Annotated in this window: 22 protein-coding genes; 19 read left to right on the top strand and 3 right to left on the bottom strand. The window is 66.3% G+C overall.

Features of this window, described 5'->3' with window-relative positions; genetic code table 11:
- Positions 1 to 19 precede the first annotated feature (19 nt).
- From ABE960_RS10585 to ABE960_RS10575, 3 genes are read left to right on the top strand one after another with little or no spacing between them, the layout of a single operon-like run.
- A complete protein-coding gene (locus ABE960_RS10585) occupies positions 20 to 736 on the top strand; it encodes a DUF484 family protein (protein ID WP_349762229.1) in 717 nt (238 codons plus the stop codon).
- On the top strand, positions 733 to 1,650 hold the full coding sequence (locus ABE960_RS10580) for a tyrosine recombinase XerC (RefSeq protein ID WP_349762228.1): 918 nt from the start codon (positions 733 to 735) through the stop codon (positions 1,648 to 1,650). The genes ABE960_RS10585 and ABE960_RS10580 overlap by 4 nt, the downstream gene beginning before the upstream one ends.
- A complete protein-coding gene (locus ABE960_RS10575) occupies positions 1,647 to 2,387 on the top strand; it encodes an HAD family hydrolase (protein ID WP_349762227.1) in 741 nt (246 codons plus the stop codon). Before ABE960_RS10580 ends, ABE960_RS10575 begins: the two co-directional genes overlap by 4 nt.
- Here ABE960_RS10575 and yihA read toward each other — a convergent pair whose 3' ends face one another.
- The gene (yihA, locus tag ABE960_RS10570; protein ID WP_349762226.1) at positions 2,388 to 3,014 is read right to left on the bottom strand and encodes a ribosome biogenesis GTP-binding protein YihA/YsxC; all 627 of its coding nucleotides are present in this window, start codon (positions 3,012 to 3,014) and stop codon (positions 2,388 to 2,390) included.
- 241 nt (positions 3,015 to 3,255) lie between these two features.
- Between yihA and ABE960_RS10565 the strand changes: the two genes are divergently transcribed.
- The 6 genes from ABE960_RS10565 (at position 3,256) to ABE960_RS10540 (ending at position 8,941) form a co-directional block, all read left to right on the top strand.
- Complete coding sequence (locus ABE960_RS10565; protein ID WP_349762225.1) at positions 3,256 to 3,876, top strand: c-type cytochrome; 621 nt, start codon at positions 3,256 to 3,258, stop codon at positions 3,874 to 3,876.
- A 164-nt stretch (positions 3,877 to 4,040) separates the two neighbouring features.
- Positions 4,041 to 4,673, top strand: coding sequence for a thiol:disulfide interchange protein DsbA/DsbL (locus tag ABE960_RS10560; protein ID WP_349762224.1), 633 nt, complete (start codon positions 4,041 to 4,043; stop codon positions 4,671 to 4,673).
- 1 nt (position 4,674) lies between these two features.
- Positions 4,675 to 5,523: an endonuclease/exonuclease/phosphatase family protein gene (locus ABE960_RS10555; protein ID WP_349762223.1), complete on the top strand. Its 849-nt coding sequence runs from the start codon at positions 4,675 to 4,677 to the stop codon at positions 5,521 to 5,523.
- A 131-nt stretch (positions 5,524 to 5,654) separates the two neighbouring features.
- A complete protein-coding gene (locus ABE960_RS10550; RefSeq protein ID WP_349762222.1) occupies positions 5,655 to 6,212 on the top strand; it encodes a TRAP transporter small permease subunit in 558 nt (185 codons plus the stop codon).
- Positions 6,212 to 7,615, top strand: a complete 1,404-nt coding sequence (locus ABE960_RS10545; RefSeq protein ID WP_349762221.1) for a TRAP transporter large permease — start codon at positions 6,212 to 6,214, stop codon at positions 7,613 to 7,615. Before ABE960_RS10550 ends, ABE960_RS10545 begins: the two co-directional genes overlap by 1 nt.
- Positions 7,616 to 7,831: 216 nt before the next feature.
- Complete coding sequence (locus ABE960_RS10540; RefSeq protein WP_349762220.1) at positions 7,832 to 8,941, top strand: TRAP transporter substrate-binding protein; 1,110 nt, start codon at positions 7,832 to 7,834, stop codon at positions 8,939 to 8,941.
- A gap of 52 nt (positions 8,942 to 8,993) precedes the next feature.
- Here the strand turns inward: ABE960_RS10540 and ABE960_RS10535 are convergent, their stop codons facing one another.
- Entirely contained in the window at positions 8,994 to 9,425 is a 432-nt protein-coding gene (locus tag ABE960_RS10535; RefSeq protein ID WP_349762219.1) for a YqaA family protein, read from the bottom strand.
- A 60-nt stretch (positions 9,426 to 9,485) separates the two neighbouring features.
- On the opposite strand from ABE960_RS10535, the gene thiD reads away from it, so the two are divergent.
- From thiD to dtd, 3 genes are all read left to right on the top strand, one after another.
- Positions 9,486 to 10,301 (top strand): bifunctional hydroxymethylpyrimidine kinase/phosphomethylpyrimidine kinase, encoded by an 816-nt coding sequence (gene thiD / locus ABE960_RS10530; RefSeq protein WP_349762218.1) that lies wholly within the window; start codon positions 9,486 to 9,488, stop codon positions 10,299 to 10,301.
- A 117-nt stretch (positions 10,302 to 10,418) separates the two neighbouring features.
- Positions 10,419 to 11,006: a chalcone isomerase family protein gene (locus ABE960_RS10525; RefSeq protein ID WP_349762217.1), complete on the top strand. Its 588-nt coding sequence runs from the start codon at positions 10,419 to 10,421 to the stop codon at positions 11,004 to 11,006.
- Between the two features lie 73 nt (positions 11,007 to 11,079).
- Positions 11,080 to 11,517, top strand: a complete 438-nt coding sequence (gene dtd / locus ABE960_RS10520) for a D-aminoacyl-tRNA deacylase (RefSeq protein WP_349762216.1) — start codon at positions 11,080 to 11,082, stop codon at positions 11,515 to 11,517.
- 59 nt (positions 11,518 to 11,576) lie between these two features.
- On the opposite strand, the gene ABE960_RS10515 is transcribed toward dtd, so the two are convergent.
- Positions 11,577 to 13,523: an ABC-F family ATP-binding cassette domain-containing protein gene (locus ABE960_RS10515; RefSeq protein ID WP_349762214.1), complete on the bottom strand. Its 1,947-nt coding sequence runs from the start codon at positions 13,521 to 13,523 to the stop codon at positions 11,577 to 11,579.
- Between the two features lie 55 nt (positions 13,524 to 13,578).
- Here ABE960_RS10515 and ABE960_RS10510 point away from each other — a divergent pair, with 55 nt between their 5' ends.
- The 7 genes from ABE960_RS10510 to ABE960_RS10480 all read left to right on the top strand — a co-directional run bounded on the left by ABE960_RS10510 (position 13,579) and on the right by ABE960_RS10480 (position 19,673).
- Positions 13,579 to 14,094, top strand: a complete 516-nt coding sequence (locus ABE960_RS10510) for a TIGR02444 family protein (protein WP_349762213.1) — start codon at positions 13,579 to 13,581, stop codon at positions 14,092 to 14,094.
- 103 nt (positions 14,095 to 14,197) lie between these two features.
- Positions 14,198 to 15,214, top strand: coding sequence for a TRAP transporter substrate-binding protein (locus ABE960_RS10505; protein WP_349762212.1), 1,017 nt, complete (start codon positions 14,198 to 14,200; stop codon positions 15,212 to 15,214).
- A 181-nt stretch (positions 15,215 to 15,395) separates the two neighbouring features.
- Entirely contained in the window at positions 15,396 to 15,974 is a 579-nt protein-coding gene (locus ABE960_RS10500; RefSeq protein WP_349762211.1) for a TRAP transporter small permease, read from the top strand.
- Between the two features lie 30 nt (positions 15,975 to 16,004).
- Positions 16,005 to 17,288, top strand: coding sequence for a TRAP transporter large permease (locus ABE960_RS10495; RefSeq protein ID WP_349762210.1), 1,284 nt, complete (start codon positions 16,005 to 16,007; stop codon positions 17,286 to 17,288).
- A 33-nt stretch (positions 17,289 to 17,321) separates the two neighbouring features.
- On the top strand, positions 17,322 to 17,765 hold the full coding sequence (locus tag ABE960_RS10490) for a universal stress protein (protein ID WP_349762209.1): 444 nt from the start codon (positions 17,322 to 17,324) through the stop codon (positions 17,763 to 17,765).
- Between the two features lie 149 nt (positions 17,766 to 17,914).
- Positions 17,915 to 18,601 (top strand): BamJ family beta-barrel-assembly machinery protein, encoded by a 687-nt coding sequence (gene bamJ / locus ABE960_RS10485; RefSeq protein WP_349762208.1) that lies wholly within the window; start codon positions 17,915 to 17,917, stop codon positions 18,599 to 18,601.
- Positions 18,594 to 19,673 (top strand): poly(3-hydroxybutyrate) depolymerase, encoded by a 1,080-nt coding sequence (locus tag ABE960_RS10480; protein WP_349762207.1) that lies wholly within the window; start codon positions 18,594 to 18,596, stop codon positions 19,671 to 19,673. The genes bamJ and ABE960_RS10480 overlap by 8 nt, the downstream gene beginning before the upstream one ends.
- The last annotated feature ends 2 nt before the right edge of the window (positions 19,674 to 19,675 follow it).

Genomic DNA, 19,675 nt, shown 5'->3' with positions numbered 1-19,675 from the left:
GCCACAAAGGAGAAGCCCCATGACCGGTGCCGCCCCAGACCCGCGCAAGACCCTCGACCCCGACCGGGTGGCCCAGTGGCTGGCCTGTCACCCTGACTTCTTCGTCGGACGCGAGGGGCTGCTGCAGCAGCTGAAGGTTCCCCACCCCGAGTCCCGCGGCGCCACCTCGCTGCTGGAGCGCCTGGTCCATGACCTGCGCTCTCGCGCCGAGCAGGCCGAATGGCGCCTGGAGCAGCTGCTGGAATCGGCGCGCCACAACGAGGGCCAGTATCGCCGCACCCGCGAGCTCGTCCTCGCGCTGCTCGAGGCCGAGGACAACGACGCCCTGGGCCAGGCGCTGGCCACACAGATGAGTGAGCACTTCCACACCCCGGCGGTGGCGATGTGGTGCCCGGCCAGCCTCACCGACGCCGAACCCATGCCGCCCCAGGCGCCGCGTCAGATACTCGACGACCACGCCGGACAGCGTCTCGCGGCCCTGCTAGATGGTCGCCCCAGCCGCTGCACGCGACTGACCCCCACGGACTGGAAGCGTCTCTTGCCCCACGTCCCGGCGCCCAGCAAGGCCGGCTCCTGCGCGCTGTCGCGGCTGACCCTGGGTGAACCGCTGGGCTACCTGGTACTGGCCAGCCCCGACCCGGACCACTTCCGCGCCAGCATGGATACCCTGTTCACCGAGTACGTGGGCGAGGTGGTGGCACGCCTGCTGGTCAGCCGGGCGCCCTCCTCGCCGTGACCGGACGCACGCTGGACCGCGAGGTCGAGGCCTTTCTCGCCAGCCTGGCGCGGACTGCCAGCCCGGCCACGGCGGACGCCTACCGACGCGACCTCTCGGCCCTGAGGGCCTTCCTCGAGGCAGAGGCCATTGACGACTGGGCCCGCCTCGATGCCGCCCTGCTGCGCCGCTTCCTCGGCGGCGAGCGCATGCGCGGGCTGGCGCCGCGCAGCCTGGCCCGGCGGCGGGCGGCCATCTCGCGCTTCGCCGCCCACCTGGTGGACGCGGGGCGACTGGCCCACAACCCGGCGACCCTGGTGCACGCTCCACGCCAACCCCGGCACCTGCCACGGCCGCTGGACGTGGACCAGCTGGCCCGCTTCCTCGATACCCCCCACGATGGCTCGCCCCTGGCACGCCGCGACCAGGCGATGCTGGAACTCTTCTACTCCAGCGGACTGCGCTTGGCCGAACTGGCGGCACTGGACCTCGGGGACCTCCAGCCGCAGCGGGTCAGGGTGCTCGGCAAGGGCGGCAAGCCCCGCCAGGTGCCCGTGGGCCGTCGGGCCCGCCAGGCCCTGGACGACTGGCAGGCCGTGCGCGGCCAGCTGGCCGACCGTGACACGCGGGCGCTGTTCGTGGGGGTCCGCGGGGTGCGACTGGGGCATCGTGCCATCCAGCTGCGCCTCGCCGAGCTGGCGAAGACCCGCGGGCTCGCCGAGCATCTCCATCCGCACCGGCTGCGTCACTCCTTCGCCAGCCACCTGCTGGAGTCGAGCCAGGACCTGCGGGCAGTGCAGGAACTGCTGGGCCATGCGGATCTCGCCACCACCCAGGTCTACACGCGACTCGACTGGCAGCATCTGGCGGCGAGCTATGACGCCGCCCACCCACGGGCCCACCGTCGCCGCAGCGACGACGGCGAGTCGTCATGAGCCTGCGGGCGATCACCTTCGATCTGGACGACACCCTGTGGGACAACCGCGGGGTGATGGAGCGTACCGAGACCGGCCACTATGCCTGGCTCGACGAGGCACTGGCGTCATGGCTGACCCGCCGTGGAACGACGCAACTCGGGCGCTTCGCGGACCGCTACCCCCTGGCGGCCTACCAGGCCGCTCGCCGCCGACTGGCCGAACGATACCCGCTGCGGCGTGGCGACTTCAGCTGGCTGCGGGAACGCGCCCTGGTGGAGCTGCTGACGGCATTCGGACTCCCGCGCAGCGCCGCCTGGCTCTGGGCACCCGCCACCATGTCGCGTTTCCATGCGCTGCGTCTCGACGTCTCGCCACACCCCGAAGTCGAGCCACTGCTCGAGGGGCTCGGCGGCCGCTATCGGCTGGGGGCCATCACCAATGGCAACCTGGCGGTGCATCGCCTGGCGCTTCACCGCCACTTCCGGGTGACCATCGCCGCAGGAGAGATTCAGGCCCCCAAGCCGGATGCTCGCCCCTTCCTGGCCGCCCTGGCCCGCCTCGAGACGGCGCCTTCTCGGGCGCTTCATGTGGGGGATTCGTGGCAGGAGGATGTACTACCGGCACTGCGCCTGGGCATGCGGGCCGCCTGGATCGCCCCGGACACGCCCGCTGCCGGCGAGTTGCCAGAGGGCGTTCATCGCCTGGGCCATGTTCGGGAGCTGCCGGCCTTGCTGGAAAGGCTGGAGGCGCGCTAGTCAGTCGCCGGCGGGCTCCCGCTCATCGAGCAGCCATTGATCGAGACGCTCATGCACCTCCTCGACGCCCTGTTTCTTGAGGGCAGAAAAAAGCTGGATGCTCACCAGGTCTTCCCACTCGCGGAGCCGCGAGCGCACCTGCTGAAGGGCGCTCTTCGCCGCCCCGCTCTTAAGCTTGTCGGCCTTGGTCAGCAGGATATGCACCGGCATGTCCGACTCGTCGGCCCAGCCCAGCAGGGTCTGGTCGAACTCCGAGAGGGGATGGCGAACATCCATCACCAGCACCAGGCCACGCAACGAGCCACGACGCCGAAGGTAGTCGGAGAGATGGCGTTGCCACTCCAGCTTGACCTGCTCCGGCACCTTGGCATATCCATAACCAGGCAGATCGACCAGCCGATGGTCGGCATCCTCGCCCAGCACGAAGAAGTTGATCAGCTGGGTACGCCCCGGGGTCTTGGAGGTACGGGCCAACGCCTTCTGCTGGGTCAATGCATTGATGGCACTGGACTTTCCGGCATTGGATCGGCCGGCAAAGGCCACCTCGGCACCGTCATCCGGTGGGCACTTGGCCAGGGTCGGGGCGCTGGTGAGGAAGCGGGAAGTCTGATAGTTGAGTCGCGACATGGCGAGGAAATCCTGACGTTGATCAAGGGCGCCACGGCTTGCATTCCCGCGGCTGGGGTGTTCCGTTATAATGCAGTGTCTTTGTCTGCGACCCGGGGCGCACGAGTATACCACCGTGCTCCGGCCGCCAGCGACCGACCAGAGGGCGTCGGCGACGACCGGCCACAGGGCACCCGGACCAAGCCCGGGCAGCACTCGGGGTACGTACCGGCCAACAACGTAACGGGATAGTGGAACAGCGATGAGAAAGCTACTGGCAAGCCTGGCAATCACCATGGGCGCGGTCGGCATGGCCCATGCGGACCTTCAAGCGGATGCCGATGCGGCAGCGGGTCGGGACAAGGCGCAGGCCTGCGCCGCCTGTCATGGACAGGAGGGCATCAGCCCATCCGGCATCTTCCCCAACCTGGCCGGCCAAAAGACGTCCTACCTGGCCAAGCAGATCATGGACATCCGCGACGGCAACCGCATGGTGGCGCAGATGGCCGGCCAGGTGGACAACTACTCCGACCAGGATGCCTGGGACGTGGCCAAGTACTTCGCCGGGATGGATCCCGCCCTGGGCCAGGCCGACGCCGACGAGGCACTGGTCGAGCGTGGTCGCCAGCTCTACCGTGCCGGTGACATGGCCAAGGGCATCCCGGCCTGCGCGGCCTGCCACACGCCTACCGGTGAGGGCATCGGCAGCGCGGTCTATCCGGCCCTCTCGGGCCAGAAGAGCGACTATGTGGTCTCCACTCTGCAGGCCTTCGCCGCCGGCGAGCGGGCCAACGACCCGGCCGCCATCATGCGCGACATCGCCAGCAAGATGAGCGATGGCGACATGAACGCCGTGGCCAACTACGTGCGCGGCCTGCACTGAGCCCAGACAGCCTGTCGCAACCCGGGACCCCGAGGGCGGCCTTTGGCCGCCCTCGGCATTTCCGGGGAACCCGGCCACCAGTGGGACATCAAACCCAGCGATGTGCCGCCCGCCGGCACCCGGATCATGTTTCATTCAAGCTGTTGCACCCAAGGAGATCCCATATGCTGAAGACCCTGATGGTAGCCCTGGCCGGCCTCGGCCTGTCATCCCTGGTATCGGCCGCCCCCCTTGTCGAAGGCCAGCATTACACGTTGCTCGATAACCCGGTGGAGACCCAGGTCGATGACGGACACATCGAGGTGACCGAGGCCTTCTGGTACGGCTGCCCGCACTGCTACAACCTGGAAGACCCACTCAACGCCTGGGTCGCCGAGCAACCGGAGGGCGTGGCCTTCCAGCGAATGCCAGCCACCATGGGCGGCGACTGGAACACGCATGCCTTCGCCTTCTATGCGGCCCAGCAGCTGGGCATCCTCGACGACCTCCATGATGACTTTTTCCACGCCATCCACGAGGAGAATCGTAGCCTGACGGCACCCGACGATATCGCCGCCTTCTTCAGCGAGTATGGCGTCAGCGAGGAAGAGGCCCTGGCGGCGCTGGGCTCCTTCGGGGTGAAGGGCAAGGTGAACCAGGCCCATGCCCGCATGCGCCAGATGCAGCTGATGGGCGTGCCGGCACTGATCGTCGACGGCCGCTACCTGGTGTCGCCGAGCACGGCCGGTAGCCTCGACAACATGCCACAGATCGCCGGGGCGCTGGTCGAGAAGGTTCGCGAGGAGCGCGCTGACTGAGATGACCCAACTGGCCGAGGCACGGACACGGCTGCTCGACGGCGGCCACCTGAAACTGCTCACCTTCAACCTGCAGGTGGGCATACAGACCTCGGCCTACCATCATTACCTGACGCGCAGCTGGCAGCACCTGCTGCCGCACCCGAAACGCCTGCGACGCCTGGACATGATCGGTGAAGTGCTCGGCCGCTTCGACATCGTCGGGCTCCAGGAGGCCGACGGAGGGAGCTTCCGCTCGGGCCATGTCAACCAGGTGGAGTACCTCGCCACCCATGCCGGCTTTCCCCACCACTTCCAGCAGCTCAACCGCAATCTGGGCCGCATCGCCCAGCACAGCAACGGGCTGCTGTCGCGGCTGACACCGGCCAGTATCGAGGAGCATCGCCTGCCGGGCACCCTGCCCGGTCGCGGCGCCATCCATGCCCGCTATGGCGAGGGGCCCGACGCCTTTCACCTGTTCGTCGCCCACCTGGCGCTGAGCCATCGTGGCCGGGTGCGACAGCTCGACTACCTCAGCGAGATCATACGCCCCCTGCGCCATGTGGTGGTGATGGGTGACCTCAACTGCACGCCGGACCAGCTACACGGACACGAGCGCTTTCGCTCCTCCCTGCCGCTAAACCCGGTTCGCCCTCCCCTCAGCTACCCCTCCTGGCAGCCCCGCCGGGCCCTGGATCACATCCTGCTGTCAGATTCCCTAAAGGCGGACGAGGTGCGGGTGCTCGAACACCTCTTCTCGGATCACCTGCCCATCGCCGTGGACGTGCGGCTGCCCGATGCCTGCCTGGATGCCTGCCTGGATGCCTGCCTGGGCGCCGGCCGGCGCGAGGTCGAGCGAAAGCAACCCTGACGAGTACCGGCCCCATACCGTATAGCCCAGACCTTAATAGCCAGGGTCAGGAGGAGTGGGCGGCAGGTCCGAGAGTATGCGATCATATGCCCCCTCAAAAACGTCCAGACTGATACAACGAGACCAATCCCATGGCCCAATCCCGCGAGCTGCCGGGCGTCATCGCCTGGCTCGACAGCGCCTCGGAACGGCTAGGCCGAAGCCTCTCCTGGCTGGTCCTGGCCATGATGCTCATCCAGTTCCTGATCGTGGTGCTGCGTTACATCTTCAGCTTCAACAGCATCCCCATGCAGGAATCGGTGATGTACATGCACGCCGCGGTGTTCATGCTGGCCGCGGCCTGGACACTCAAGCACGACGGCCATGTGCGTGTGGACATCTTCTATCGAGCCATGACGCCGAAGCGCAAGGCACTGGTCGACCTCTGCGGCACTCTCTTCCTGCTGCTGCCGGTAATGATCTTCGTGATCCTGTCCAGCACTGGCTATGTGAGCAAGTCCTGGGTGATCCTCGAGGGCTCTCCTGACTCCGGCGGCATCCCCGGCGTCTTCCTGCTCAAGACGCTGATCCCGCTGTTTGCCGGCCTGATGATCCTGCAGGCCCTGGTCGAGGCCGTGAAGAACCTCTACGTGCTGACCGGTCGCATCGCCGCGGCCCATGAAGACGAAGCCCATGAGGAGCACCTGTGATGCTGGAGTTCATGCCGCTGGTCCTCTTCGTCGTCATCTGCATGGTGCTGATGGCCGGTTACCCGGTCGCCCTGTCGCTGGCCGGCACGGCCCTGGCCTTCGCGGGCCTCGGCCTGGGGCTCGAGACCCTGGGCATCGATGCCAACTTCGATGCCGGTTACCTGGGCGCCTTTCCCAACCGCCTCTACGGCATCATGACCAACCAGACCCTTCTGGCGGTGCCGCTGTTCGTGCTGATGGGCGTGCTGCTGGAGAAGTCGAAGGTCGCTGAGACTCTGCTCGAGGCCATGGCTCTGCTGTTCGGCTCGCTGCGCGGCGGGCTCGGCATCTCGGTGACCCTGGTCGGGATGCTGCTGGCGGCCTCTACCGGCATCGTCGGCGCCACCGTGGTGACCATGGGGCTGATGTCGCTGCCTACCATGCTCAAGCGCGGCTACAGCATGCCCCTGGCCACCGGCACCATCTGCGCCACGGGCACCCTGGGGCAGATCATCCCACCGTCCATCGCCCTGGTACTGCTCGGTGACGTGCTCTCCTCCGCCTACCAGCAGGCACAGCTTTCCATGGGTATCTTCAGCCCCAAGACGGTCTCGGTGGGTGACCTCTTCATGGGCGCCCTGGTGCCCGGCCTGTTGCTGGTGGTGTTCTATATTGCCTATGTCGCCATCACCGCCTGGCTCAAGCCCAGCGCCGCGCCGGCCGTCGACCGCCGGGAACTGATGGAAGAACTCGGCCACGAGGGCGGCCTAGGCCTGCTGCTGCTCAAGGGGCTGGTGCCGCCCATCGTGCTGATCGTGGTGGTGCTGGGCTCTATCCTCGGCGGCTTCGCTACCCCGACCGAGGCCTCGGCCGTGGGGGCCTTCGGTGCCCTGGTGCTGGCCCTGGCCTACCGGCGCCTGGACCTCACCACCCTCAAGGAGGTGCTGCGCTCCACGACCAATGTCACCACCATGGTCTTCCTGATCCTGATCGGTGCCGCGCTCTTCTCGCTGGTGTTCCGTGCCTATGGCGGCGAGGAGCTGGTCACCCACCTGTTCGATAACATGCCCGGGGGCGTGGTCGGAGCGACGCTGATCGTGATGCTGGTGATCTTCCTGCTCGGCTTCATCCTCGACTTCATCGAGATCACCTTCGTGGTGGTGCCCATCGTAGGTCCGATCCTGCTGGCCATGGGCCTCGACCCCATCTGGCTGGGCATCATGATCGCCATCAACCTGCAGACCTCGTTCCTGACACCGCCCTTCGGCTTCGCACTCTTCTACCTGCGGGGCGTGGCGCCGGAGTCGGTGCCCACCTCGGCAATCTACAAGGGCGTCATGCCGTTCATCGCGCTGCAGCTGGCCATGCTGTTGGCTCTGGCCTTCTTCCCGGGGCTCGCCACCTGGCTGCCGGCACAGTTCTAGCCACCCCCGCCCGCGCCCTCCCCGGGTGGTGCTCTGCCTGAGGCAGAGCGTGGACTGAGAGTTAGCGACCGGGAGGGCCTGGTTCGCTACAGTGCCCCTGCCCTGATCCGGCGTCATCGAGCGCCGTTCAAGGCGGGCACGCCCAGCCCCTTGGCAAGCCAACTGCCCAGAGGGGCTTCTCGATACCTATTCTCATAACACAACGAGAGGAATTGCATGAAACTCAGATCTCTCACCATGTCCGTGGCCATGGCCGGGGCCGCATCCGGCCTGATGCTGATCTCCAGCGTCGACAACACCGCCCAGGCGCAGGAGACCTTCGAGTGGAAGATGGTCACCTCCTGGCCGAAGAACTTTCCAGGGGTGGGCCAGGGGCCCGAGCGCCTCGCCAAGCTGGTCGATGAGATGTCCGACGGCCGCCTGACCATCGAGGTCTTCGGGGCCGGCCAACTGGTGCCGGGCTTCGAGGTCTTCGATGCCGTCTCCGAGGGCACCGCCGAGATGGGCCACTCCGCTTCCTACTACTGGAAGGGCAAGGCCCCGGCCGCTCAGTTCTTCGCCGCCGTGCCTTTCGGCATGAACGCCCAGGAAATGAACGCCTGGCTGCATTACGGAGACGGCCTGGCGCTGTGGAACGAGCTATATGACGACTTCGGCATCGATGTCATGGCCGCCGGCGCCTCCGGCGTACAGATGGGCGGCTGGTACAACAAGGAGATCAACTCCGTCGATGACCTGGATGGCCTGAAGATGCGCATGCCGGGCCTCGGCGGCGAGGTGATGAACCGCATGGGGGTGGCCATCGTCAACATGCCGGGCGGAGAGATCTTCACCTCCCTGCAGTCCGGCGCCATCGACGCCACCGAGTGGATCGGCCCCTACAACGATCTGGCCTTCGGCCTGCATCAGGCCGCCGACTACTACTACTACCCCGGCTGGCACGAGCCGACCGTGATGTTCGAGGCGATCGTCAACGAGGAGGCCATGGCCTCTCTACCCGCCGACCTGCAGGCGATCGTGCGCACTGCGGTGCGTGACGTGAATGCCGACGTGCTCGACGAGTACACCGCGCGCAACAACGACGCCCTCGAGACCCTGGTCAACGAGCACGACGTGGAACTTCGCCGCCTGCCTGCCGACGTGCTGGCTCAGGCCAAGGAGCACTCCGCCGATGTGGTCGCCGAGCTCGCCGAGTCCAGCGAGATGGCCAAGAAGATCTACGACTCCTATGAGGCCTTCCAGGACAAGGTCGTGAACTATCACGCCATCTCCGAGCAGGCCTACTACAACGCCCGCAACCCGGAGGGCGACACCACCAGCGAGTGATCTCGCCGGTACCGTGTTGACAGGGGCCGCCTTCGGGCGGCCCCTTGTCGTTTCAGGCGCACAGTGGGGCCAGCCAGGCGCCGGCCAGACACAGGACCAGGGCATAGCGCGCGCTCTTGGCCAGGGCGATCAGCAACGTGGCCCGCCACCAGGGCAGCCGCAGGATCCCGGCCAGCACGGTGAGCGGGTCGCCGACCACCGGCACCCAGGAGGCCAGCAGGCTCCACTCGCCGAAACGGAGGTACCAGCCCTCGGCACGCGCCAGCCCCTGGCGAGAGACGGGAAACCAGCGCCTTTTCTCGAAATGGCGCGCATAGCGACCCAGCCCCACGTTGACCAGACTCCCCAGGGTGTTGCCGACACTGGCCACGGTCCAGAGCAGCCACCATGACTCCCCCTGGCACCAGAGCCGCGCCAGCCACACCTCGGAGCCGCCTGGCAGCAGGGTGGCGCTGGCCAACGCCACCAGGAAGAGCATCAGCATGGCACCGCCCCCCCTGCCTGCAGTAGGCTGTCGGCCACCTTCGACCGCAATGACGTGACGATGATGGCCCACCCCCGTCTCATACCCAACTCCCTGACCATTGCCGGTTCCGACCCCGGCGGCGGCGCCGGCATCCAGGCCGACCTCAAGACCTTCTCGGCCCTGGGCAGCTATGGTACCAGCGTGATCACCGCCCTGACGGCCCAGAACACTCGCGGCGTCGCCGGCGTGCATCCTGTGCCCGCCGACTTCATCGGCGCCCAGCTCGACACCCTGCTCGACGATATCGACATCGACGCGGTGAAGGTCGGCATGGTGGCCAGCCGCCAGGTCGCCGAGGTGATCCGGGATGCACTGGCCGCCAGGCGTCCGCGCTGGGTAGTACTCGACCCGGTGATGGTGGCCAAGAGCGGCGACACCCTGGTCGACGACGCCGGCATCGCCGCGGTGCGCGATTGCCTGGTGCCACTGGCCGATCTGATTACCCCGAACCTGCCGGAAGCGGCCGTGTTGCTCGACCGCCCGGTACCGCAAGACCGCGGTGGCATGGAGGCGATGGCCCCTGCACTGCGAGCCTTGAGCGCCGGGGCCGTGCTGCTCAAGGGCGGCCACCTGAGGGGCGAGGCGTGCCCCGACCTGCTGATCACGGGCGAGCGCCTCAGGTGGCTGGAAGGGCCGCGCATCGACACCGGCAACCTGCACGGCACCGGCTGCACTCTCTCCTCGGCGATCACCGCGCGCCTGGCCCTGGGCGACACCCTGCCCGATGCGGTGACCGCCGCCAAGGCGTGGCTGTCTCGGGCGCTCGACCAGAGCCATCGACTCGACGTGGGTCAGGGGCACGGCCCGGTGCATCACTTCCACGCCTGGTGGTAGACCACTCGCCTTGCGCCCTCTCCCGGGTTCACCCATGCTGAGCCCCTGGAATCTATACAGAACCTTGACGCGGTTTGAGTGTCTGTACGGACTACTCCCCGTCGCGTGAGGTCCACCATGTCCCTGCCCTGTATCCGCGGTGCCCTGCTGCCAATAGCCCTGGCGACCGCCCTGCTCGCTACCGCCTTGCCATCGGCCGCCCAGTCCGTCGAATCCGTAGAGATCGAGGGCGCCCGCTTCTCCGCCACCCTGGAAGTCGACGAGCGCCGCTACGAACGCATCGGCCATGGCCTCTTCCGCTACATGATCTGGGATGCCTATGCCGGCGCCTATTATCAGGCCGTCGGCTATCCCGTTCCTGCCCCGCAGTCGGATGTGCCGCGACGCCTCGAGCTGGAGTACTTCCATGGCATCGAGGCCGGCGACTTCGCCAAGGTCACCCGCGAACGCGTCGAGCAGGCCCTGCCCCGCGACGAGTTTGCTCGTCTAGCGCCGAACCTGGAGGCCTTCAACGAACGCTACCGCGACGTCTCGCCCGGTGACCGCTACGCCCTAGGCTGGGATGGAGACGCCGTGACCCTCGCCTTGAATGGCGAAACCCTCTACGCGGGCGGCGACCCGGCGCTGGCCAGCGCGCTCTTCGGCATCTGGCTGGGAGAAGATCCGCTGGGCGAGGGCTTCCGGGACGACCTGCTGGGGCGCTGAGGTCGCGTCATCCAGGTCGACGCCATGCTAGGCTGGGCCGCCCCGGACATCACCAGCAAGGAGACCCCGCCCGATGAAGGCCCTGATCCAGCGCGTGCGAAGCGCAAGCGTGGAGGTAAGCGATCGCGAGGTGGGCGCCATTGGCCCGGGCCTGTTGGCACTGGTGGGTGTCGAGAAGGGAGACGACGAGGCATCGGCAGACCGCTTGCTGCACAAGCTACTGCACTATCGGGTCTTCGCCGATGCGGACGGCAAGATGAACCTCAATGTTCAGCAGGCCCAGGGAGGGCTACTGCTGGTCTCCCAGTTCACCCTGGCCGCCGACACCCGCAAGGGACTGAGGCCCAGCTTCTCCCGTGCCGCTCCCCCCGCCGAGGGCGAACGCCTCTTCCACTACCTGCTCAACCGCGCCAGGGCGTCCTGGCGCCAGGTGGAGAGCGGCGAGTTCGCCGCCGACATGCAGGTCTCGCTGGTCAACGACGGCCCAGTGACCTTCCTGCTGGAGAGCTGACGGCGCGCCGAGTGCACCGCGGGATGACATCCGGCGCTGCGGCGGCCTGAACACCGGGCTCAGGCCTCGTTGAGCGCCGCCTCCATGGCCTCCAGAGCCTCCTCGGCATCGAGCCAGGCCTGCTCCAGGGCCTCCAGCCGCGACTTCAGCTCGCCCTGGCGGCCCAGCTGTTCGGTGAGTTCCTCCTTCCTCGCCGGGTCGGTATAGAGTTCGGCATCCCCCAGGCCCTCCTCGACGTCGGCGAGCTCGGCCTGGACCTTCTCCATCGCCTTCTCGGCCCGGTCTCGGTCGCGCTTCAACGGGCGCAGCTTCTCGCGCAGATCCGCCGCCGCCCGGCGGGCCGCCTTGCGATCCTCCCTGGGGGCGGCACCCTCGGTCTGGCGTTCGGCCTTGTCGGCCCGGGCCTCGCGACGTTCCCCCTCCAGCCGGCTCTTGAGCCAGGCCCGATAGTCCTCCAGGTCGCCGTCGAAGGGCGTGACGTGATGGTCGGCCACTCGCCAGAATTCGTCCACGGTGGCCCGCAGCAGGTGCCGGTCGTGGGAGACGATGATCACCGTGCCCTCGAAGCTTGCCAGTGCCTCGGTGAGCGCCTCGCGCATCTCAAGATCCAGGTGGTTGGTGGGCTCATCCAGCAGCAGCAGGTTGGGCTTCTGCCAGGCCACCAGGGCCAGCGCCAGGCGTGCCTTTTCCCCACCGGAGAAGCGCCCCACCTCGGCGAAGACATCGTCGCCATGGAAACCGAAGCCCCCCAGGAACTTGCGGATGTCCAGATCCGCGGCGGTGGGCGAGAGGCGCTGCACGTGCTGGAACGGGGTGGAGGCCAGGTCAAGACCCTCCAACTGGTGCTGGGCGAAATAACCGATGGCCAGGTGCTCGCCGGGCACCCGCCTCCCGTTCAGCAGCGGCAGATCGCCGGTGAGCGACTTGATCAGGGTGGACTTGCCTGCCCCGTTGGGCCCCAGCAGGCCGATGCGCTGCCCCGGCAGCAGGGTCACCTTGACGTCAACAAGCTGCGGCGTCTCCCGGCCGCCCTCGTCAAGATAGCCCAGCCGCGCCTCGTCCAGCACGAGCAGGGGATGGGAGGCGCGATCAGCCGAGGGAATGGTGAAATGGAAGGGCGAGTCGGCGTGGGCCACGGCGATGTCGCCCATGCGCTCGAGCATCTTCAGCCGGCTCTGGGCGGCGCGCGCCTTGGTCGCCTTGTAGCGAAATCGCGCCACGAAGCGCTCGATCTCCTCCCGGCGGGCCTGCTGCTTGGCGGCCTCCGCCTGCTGCAGGGCCAGCTTCTCGGCACGGGTCCGCTCGAAGGTGGAATAGTTGCCGCGGTACAGCACCAGCGTCTGACGGTCGAAGTGCACGATGTGATCACACACCGCATCGAGAAAGTCTCGATCGTGGGAGATCAGCAGCAGGGTACCGGGGTAGCGAGTGAGCCACTGCTCGAGCCACAGCAGCGCATCCAGATCCAGGTGGTTGGTGGGCTCGTCCAGCAGCAGAAGGTCGGACGGCTTGAAAAGGGTACACGCCAGGTTGACGCGCATGCGCCAGCCGCCGGAAAAGGCCGACAACGGCCTATCCAGGTCGGCCTGAACGAAGCCCAGCCCTACCAGTAGCTGGGCGGCCCGTGCCGGGGCGCTGTAACCGTCCAGCGCCTCGATGGCCCCATGCAACTCGGCCTCGCGATGGGCCTCGCCCCGCTCGCGGGCACGCTCGAGGGCGGCTTCTGTCCGGCGCAGCTCACGGTCGCCGTCGAGCACGTAGTCGACGATGGAGCGCTCCAGTGCCTCCACCTCCTGGTCCATGTGGGCGATGCGCTGACCGCCGCTCATCTCCACCTCCCCCTTGTCCGGGGAAAGCTCGCCGAGCAGCAGCTTGAACAGGCTGGACTTGCCCGCGCCGTTGGGTCCGACGATCCCCGCCTTGTGGCCGGCATGCAGGGTCAGGTCGGCCCCCTCCAGCAGGGTCTGGGTGCCGCGTTGCAGGGAAACTTGGCGCAGTGCGATCATGCAGGCTCCACTCGGCAGTCTGTGAGGCCGCCGCCCACGGGGACGACAGCATGTCATGACCCACGATTCTACCGAATTGCCCTCCGCTCTGCGGGACCGACTGCAACAGGCCCCGCTGTGGGAGTTCGCCATGGCCCTCTACGGCCGCGAGGGGGTCGAGGCAGCCTGCCTGGCGCTTCAGGACGAGGCCGGCATCGATGTCTGCGAGCTGCTATGGCACTGCTGGCTGCATCATCATGGCCTGGCCTGCAACGCGCGCCCAGACGAGGCCCGCCGCTGGCAACGGGATGTCACGGCCCCTCTGCGCCGCCTGCGTCGGGCCCTGAAGCCCGAGGCCCTGGAACACGAGGGCGTCGCCGAGCTTCGCCGCACGCTCCAGCAGGCCGAGCTACAGGCCGAGCGCGAGACGCTGTCTCGCCTGGAACGGCTGGCACTGTCCGGCAGCGGGATTTGCCGACTTCCCACGCCTCCTCCCCGCCTGGCAGATATCCTCGTTGGCCGCCTGCAACTGCTGCAAAAACCCCATCTTAGCGCCCTTAGGGCTCTGGAACGCCAGCTTGACCGCTCATAGGCGCCACGCTAGCCTGAGACTAACTGCGTGAATGTGATGTTCACCGGACGCCTGTTGTTGGAGTCACCCCATCACGGGCCAAACCAGAAGAGGAAACACAAGAATGAAGTCACACAAGCTGTTGACTAGTGCCGGTATCGGCGCCCTGATGTTTGGCATGTCCACCGCTGCCTTCGCCGATAACTGGCGCTATGCCCATGAGGAGTACGAAGGCGATGTGCAGGACGTATTCGCCGTCGCCTTCAAGAACTATATCGAGGAAAACTCGGACCATTCCCTGCAGATCTACCGCTTCGGCGAACTCGGTGAGTCCGACGACATCATGGAGCAGACCCAGAACGGCATCCTGCAGTTCGTCAACCAGTCTCCAGGCTTCACGGGCGCCCTCATCCCCGAGGCACAGATCTTCTTCATCCCCTATCTGATGCCCACCGACATGGGCCAGGTGCTCCAGTTCTTCGACGAGAGCAAGGCCATCAACGAGATGTTCCCTGAGCTCTATGCCGAGCAGGGCCTGGAACTGCTCCAGATGTATCCGGAAGGCGAGATGGTGGTCACCGCCGATGAGCCAATCACTTCGCCGGCGGACTTCGAGAACAAGAAGATCCGTACCATGACCAACCCGCTGCTGGCGGAGACCTACAGTGCATTCGGCGCGACACCGACGCCGCTGCCCTGGGGCGAGGTCTATGGTGGCCTGCAGACCGGCATCATCGACGGCCAGGAGAACCCGATCTTCTGGATCGAGTCCGGCGGTCTCTATGAGGTCTCTCCGCACCTGACCTTCACCAAGCACGGCTGGTTCACCACCGCGATGATGGCCAACCAGGACTTCTTCGATGGTCTCTCCGAAGAAGACCAGGATCTGGTGCATGCGGCCTCCGACGCGGCCTACGACCACACCATCGATCACATCCAGGGGCTCGCCGATGAGGCGCTGGCCAAGATCCAGGAAGCCTCCGACGAAGTCACCGTGACACGCCTCACCGATGAACAGATCCAGGCCTTCAAGGATCGTGCTCCCCAGGTGGAGGAAGAGTTCATCAACATGACCGGCGAAGGTGGCAAGCAGCTGCTCGAGCAGTTCAAGGCCGACCTCGACGCCGTGAGCGCAGAGTAAGCACCACAGGCTTCGGCCTAGACAGGGGGGTGGCCTGCCCGGGCCACCCCCCTTTCGTTTCCAGACGCAGACAGAGCGTGCACCCAGCGTTGATGCCTCCGGCCTCAGAGCCCGGCACCGGCGCGTATGCTGAGTGTCTGGGAGCCCTACTTTCCCGCATCGCATGCTGAGGAGTGCGGACATGACCGAAGATGAGTCCGAAAAGCATTACCGCTCGGGGTTGCCGGGTTTTCTTGGCACCATCGATACCTTCATCAGCAAGCTCGAGGCGGTCATCCTGGCGCTCGGCGTGCTGCTGATGGCCTTCAACACGATCGCCAACGTCATCGCCCGTTTCGTGTTCGGCGACAGCATCTACTTCTCCGGCGAGATCAACCGTATCCTGATCATCATGATCACCTTCGCCGGCATCGGCTATGCCGCCCGACATGGCCGCCACATCCGCATGTCGGCCATCTACGATGCCCTGCCCGTCGGGGGTCGAAAGGTGCTGATGGTGGTCATCGCGTTCATCACCTCCCTGGTGATGTTCTTCCTGCTCTACTACTCGGTCATCTACATCCTGGATCTCTACTCCAAGGGCAGGATCCTGCCGGCGCTGGGCTTCCCGATCTGGACCATCTACGTCTGGGCACCGCTCGGTTTCCTGATCACCGGCATCCAGTATCTGCTCACCGCGATAAAAAACCTGACGTCACGGGACGTCTACCTGTCGACCGGCGTGCTCGACGGTTACAAGGATACGGAAACGGAAGTCTGACGGAGGGCAGAAGGCCCGGGGGAAAGCACGATGACGACAATAATGGTTACCACCATGATCGCCCTGCTGCTGCTGGGCTTTCCCATGATGATCCCGCTGATCACGGCGGCGGTCATCGGTTTCTACATGATGTTCAATGGCCTGGGTCAGATGGACACGCTGATTCAGCAGATGATGGCCGGCATCCGGCCTGCCTCGCTGATCGCGGTACCGATGTTCATCCTCGCCGCGGACATCATGACGCGGGGCCAGTCGGCCGAGCGCCTGATCAACATGGTGATGTCCTTCATCGGACACGTGAAAGGTGGCCTGGCGGTCAGCACCGCCGCTTCCTGCACGCTGTTCGGGGCGGTGTCGGGCTCCACCCAGGCCACGGTGGTGGCCGTTGGCTCCCCCCTGCGCCCAAAGATGCTCAAGGCCGGCTACTCCGACTCCTTCACCCTGGCGCTGATCATCAACGCCAGTGACATCGCCTTCCTGATTCCGCCGAGCATCGGCATGATCATCTACGGGGTCATCTCGGGCACCTCCATCGGCGAGCTGTTCATCGCCGGGATAGGTCCGGGGATGTTGATACTGCTGATGTTCTCCATCTACTGCGTGATCTACGCCACCGTGCGCAACGTCCCCACCGAGCCGAAATCGAACTGGGGCGAGCGCTTCTCCGCCGTCCGCCTGGCACTCTGGCCGCTGGGCTTCCCGGTGATCATCGTCGGCGGCATCTATGGCGGCATCTTCAGCCCCACCGAGGCGGCGGCGGCCTGTGTGCTCTATGCCGTCTTCCTGGAGTTCCTGATCTTCCGCTCCCTGAAGATCAACGACATCTACGCCATCGCCAAGTCCACCGGCCTGATCACCGCCGTGGTGTTCATCCTGGTGGCGGTGGGCAATGGCTTCTCCTGGATCATCTCCTTCGCCCAGATCCCTCAGGAGCTCCTGGAGGCCGCGGGTATCAACGAGGCCGGCCCCACAGGCGTGCTGATCGCCATCTGTATCGCCTTCTTCGTGGCCTGCATGTTTGTCGACCCCATCGTGGTGATCCTGGTGCTCACACCGATCTTCGCGCCGGCCGTCGAGGCCACGGGGCTGGACCCGGTGCTGGTCGGCATCCTGATCACCCTGCAGGTGGCCATCGGCTCGGCGACCCCGCCCTTCGGCTGTGACATCTTCACCGCGATTGCCATCTTCAAGCGGCCCTACCTGGACGTGATCAAGGGGACCCCCCCCTTCATCCTGATCCTGCTCCTGGCGGCGACACTATTGATCCTGTTCCCGCAGATCGCTCTCTTCCTTCGCGACCTGGCTTTCAGGTAAGCATCGCTTTCCGGCCTCAGGAGTACGATGACCATGTTCAATCGCATACTGGTCCCGGTGGACGGTTCCAAGGGCGCACTGAAGGCTCTGAAGAAGGCCGCGAGCCTGCAACTGCTCACCGGTGCCGAGCTCTACATCCTTTGTGTCTTCAAGCATCACAGCCTTCTCGAGGCCTCGCTCTCCATGGTGAGGCCCGAGAAGCTGGACCTCCCCGACGACGTGCTCAAGGAGTACGCCACCGAGGTCGCGGTTCATGCCAAGTCCCAGGCTCTGGAGCTCGGGGTGCCGGCCGAGAAGATGCGCGCCTTCGTCAAGGGGGGCAGGCCGTCACGTACCATCGTGCGTTTCGCCCGCAAGCGCGAGTGTGACCTGATCGTGATCGGCTCACAGGGCACCAACGGCGAGACGGGCCTGCTTCTAGGCAGCGTCGCCCAGCGGGTGGCAGGCTCCGCCCATTGTCCGACCCTGATCATCTGACTCAGACGCGTCACCCGCCGGGCCGGCTTCCCCCGCATTTGCTGCGGGTGCGGAACCGGCCCGGCCCTGTTAGAGTCCCATGATTCCGCTACTCCTTTCCTTATGACATTCACCCAAGGCGCCACGCCGCCGGACCACAAGGTTTCTTCATGAAGACACTGCTGACCACCGCTTCTCTCGCTGCCCTCCTTACCGCCGCCCCCCTGGCACTGGCCGCCCCGGAAACCGACAACGAGAAGCTGGGCTACAGCCTCGGCGTCACTCTGGGCCAGAGCATCCAGCAGGATGTGGCGGATCTGGATATCGACGCCTTCACCCAGGCGGTTCGCGACGTCTTCGGGGGCGAAGAGCTGGAGATGAGCGACCAGGAGATGGCCGAGGCACTGACGACGTTTCAGCAGCAGGCCATGGCCGCCCGGGAGGCCGAGGCCAAGCAGAAGACCGAGGCCAACCGCGCCGAGGGCGAGGCCTATCTTGCCGAGAATGCCGAGCAGGCGGGCGTGACGGTCACCGACTCCGGCCTGCAGTATCGCGAGCTGGAATCCGGCGACGGCACCACTCCCGAGGCCGACGACAAGGTCGAGGTCCACTACGAGGGTACGCTGATCGACGGTACCGTCTTCGACAGCTCCTACGAGCGTGGCGAGCCGGTGAGCTTCCAGGTCGGCCAGGTCATCGAGGGCTGGCAGGAAGCCCTGCAGCTGATGAGCGTGGGCGATACCTGGGAGATTGTGATTCCCTCCGACCTCGCCTACGGCTCTCAGGGCCAGGGCCCCATCGGTCCCCACGCGACCCTGATCTTCAAGGTCGAGCTGCTCGATATCGCCGGTGAATGATCTGGCAACGATTAACACCACCCGGTGCCTGCTGGCCGCCTGCCTCTCTCTGAGCGTCGGGCTGGGGCTAGCCTCCCCACTGGCCGCTCAGCCAACCCCGGATGCCCTGCCCCGCCTCGCGGTCGACCCGGGTGACACCAGCGTGCTCGGCGTCTCCTCGGGGGGCTACATGGCCACTCAACTGGCGGTGGCCTGGCCGGAGCGTTTCACCGGGCTGGGCGTCCTGTCGGCAGGCCCATGGGCCTGCGCCCGTGGCTCCCTGGGGCTTGCCCTGGGTCAGTGCATGGGGACACACAAGGGCCTGCCGGACCCGACGGAGCTGGCAGACCGGTACCGCGACTATCGCCAGCGCGGTCTGGTCGGTGAGGCCGAAGCACTCGACGACCTCAGGGTCTTCGTCTGGCATGGCGGCCAGGACAACGTCGTCGACCCTTCGCTGGGAAGCGCCCTGGCCGAGCAGTTTCATGGCTGGCTGGCCTCTCCCGGTGACCAGCTGAGGTTCATGGAAAGCGAGGAGGCCGGCCACGGCTGGCCGGTGGCGGCAGGTGCGGATACCCCCGTGCAAAGCCTCGCGGACTGTCACAGTGGCGGCGGCACGCACCTGTTGGCCTGCGATCTGGACATCGCCGGAGAAGCGCTGGGCTGGCTGCATGGCGAACTCGCTTCGCCACGGGCGGGGGAAGCTGGCGGCAGACTGGTCGCGTTCGACCAGTCTGACTTCGATGCCCGGGGGCTGGGTGACACCGGCTACCTGTTCGTGCCGGAAGGCTGCGAGGCAGGCGGCTGTGATCTCAGCGTGGCACTGCACGGCTGCGCCATGAATGTCGAGCAGATCGGCGAGGCCTTCTTGCGCCACAGCGGCCTGAATGCCTGGGCCGCCAGCAATCGGCGGGTGGTGCTTTATCCCCAGACGGAAACCAGCCTGCCCAACCCCCAGGGCTGCTGGGACTGGTGGGGCTTCGCCGAGAGCGCCTGGCAACTCGACCCCATGCATGATACCCGCCAGGGCAACCAGACCGGCGCGCTGATGACCATGATCGAACGACTGCAGGCGTCACCCGACGAGCGGTGACC

The sequence above is a fragment of the Halomonas aquatica genome, assembly GCF_040196335.1.
GTDB classification, from domain to species: Bacteria; Pseudomonadota; Gammaproteobacteria; order Pseudomonadales; family Halomonadaceae; genus Halomonas; species Halomonas aquatica.
This window is presented reverse-complemented; position numbering and strand designations above follow the sequence as displayed.